The organism is Candidatus Cloacimonadota bacterium (assembly GCA_011372345.1).
In the GTDB taxonomy this organism is placed as follows: domain Bacteria; phylum Cloacimonadota; class Cloacimonadia; order Cloacimonadales; family TCS61; genus DRTC01.
In genome coordinates, this window is the sequence record DRTC01000368.1 from 1 (window position 1) to 1,838 (window position 1,838).

The window sequence follows — 1,838 nt, forward strand, 5'->3', positions numbered from 1 at the left end:
ATTTAATTACACCGAATTCATATTCTTCTCCTACACCAGCTTCAATTTCAGCCTGAACTTCAAGTTTTTCTTTAATGAATGATAAAGGTATATCAGGACTATCTTCAATCAGAATAGCATCCGTAATGTATTTTTTTATTTGTTCAGAAATACTTCTATGTTCGATTTGAGCTTTTATTCTTATTTTTTTTTCAATTGCTTCCGGTAAACGAATAGTTAATACTTTCATCATTTCTAACTCCTCTGTATTTGATTCAAATACAAAATAATTATATGTAATTATGTGTCAAATGAAAAAACCGATTTTTTAATTTACGGTACAAGCAACACAACCGCAGTCGCTGTAATTCCATCACCTCCACCGCTGATTCCCAAACCTTCTTCAGTAGTTGCTTTGACGGAAATATTATCAACATTAGTGAAAAGGTCTTCTGCTATATTTTCCCGCATTTGCATGATATAATCCCGCAAACGGGGTTTCTGAGCACAGATCGTAGCATCGATATTGCCGATCTTATAACCGTTTTCATACATGACTTTCATCACATGACGCAGCAAAATCCTGCTGTCTATGTCCTTGAAGTGGGAATTATCATCAGGAAAGAGCTGACCGATATCTCCCTTTGCCAATGCTCCCAGAATCGCATCCACAACTGCATGGATGAGGACATCCGCATCCGAATGACCAATTAATCCTTTCTCAAAAGGAATATGAACTCCACCTAAAATCAGTTTTCTTCCTTCAACTAATTTATGAACATCGTATCCTATCCCTATTTTCATAATCGTTTCCTTTTTATTACCCGCTAAATACACGAAAAAACGCGAAAAATAAAAACTTGAATTAAGTTTACTTTAGCAGATTTGATTTAAGTTTTTCACCAAGTGTTAAGTCAAGTGTATAACAAACATCTTGTTTGTTCCTTTGCACAAGCAGGATTGCTTGTGATACATTCTGTCATCCGCCATTTGAAACTTGACTTAACACTAATGGAATAATCCAACTCATTATTCCTTATATGTTGAAAAAGTTGCAGATTCCTAATCTTGATAGAAAAGCAAGAGAACTTCAAGATTTAAAAATTTTAAGTGAGAAAAATGAGTCCACTCTAAAAAGGTCAAATTCAATAAAATTAGAAACCGTTAAAACGGTTAATACTTTTTCCTGTTTCATTAACCGATTCATCAGTTTCCAAATTTCGGGCAAAATTTCATACATATTCCAAATTATTGCCTTTTTAGAGTGGACTCAAAAATCAAGCAGAAAATCTTAAAATTCCTCGTTTGAAAAGCGAGAAGAATTCTCTTAATGACAGTCCCAATTTCACTAATTCAACCGGTTTAACCAATTCAACTAATCAACCGTTATCGATTTTGACACATTTTTCGGAACATCCGGATGAACTCCATGATCCATAATTCCCAATCTGTCGAGTTTGGTTAATTTCTTTACGCTCATTCGCAGGGCAAGTAGCTGGAGAACAATAGTTGCAGAAAAGGCTGTCATCAGAGTATCTCCGGTTTTGGGAAGCATGATGTATCCCCAGCCGTAATAACCTTCGTCGTGAGGATTTGTTCTGGCATTTTCCAGGATCTTCTCATTCTCTTCCGCAATCACAAAAGTATCTCCACCTCGAATTTTGTGTGTATTTATTTGAGAAATCGTCAGATTCACATCTCGTTCTTCCGGTCCAGTCACATAGATCAAAGGATAATTGCGATAAGCCCGATCAAACAAGTCGTGTTCATCAACGACTTCTTTGAACAATTTCGTTGCTTCTTTAGAAAGATTGAAAGGAAATGATTTCGTAAAAATGTAATTGGTCAAAGCAGTCGAA

The 1,838-nt window shown here is 35.5% G+C and carries 3 protein-coding genes; all 3 read right to left on the minus strand.

What is annotated here, in order from left to right:
• Window positions 1-232: hypothetical protein (locus ENL20_07130; GenBank protein ID HHE38330.1), on the minus strand; the 232-nt coding region annotated here is incomplete at its 3' end.
• 80 nt (window positions 233-312) lie between these two features.
• Entirely contained in the window at window positions 313-783 is a 471-nt protein-coding gene (locus ENL20_07135) for a 2-C-methyl-D-erythritol 2,4-cyclodiphosphate synthase (GenBank protein HHE38331.1), read from the minus strand.
• 571 nt (window positions 784-1,354) lie between these two features.
• On the minus strand, window positions 1,355-1,838 hold a 484-nt coding region (locus ENL20_07140), incomplete at its 5' end, for a glutamine--fructose-6-phosphate aminotransferase (GenBank protein HHE38332.1).

Bases quoted from the DNA above. Each gene is read 5' to 3' on its own strand.
- ENL20_07135 (HHE38331.1), bottom strand. From the start codon at position 783: ATGAAAATAGGGATAGGATACGATGTTCATAAATTAGTTGAAGGAAGA.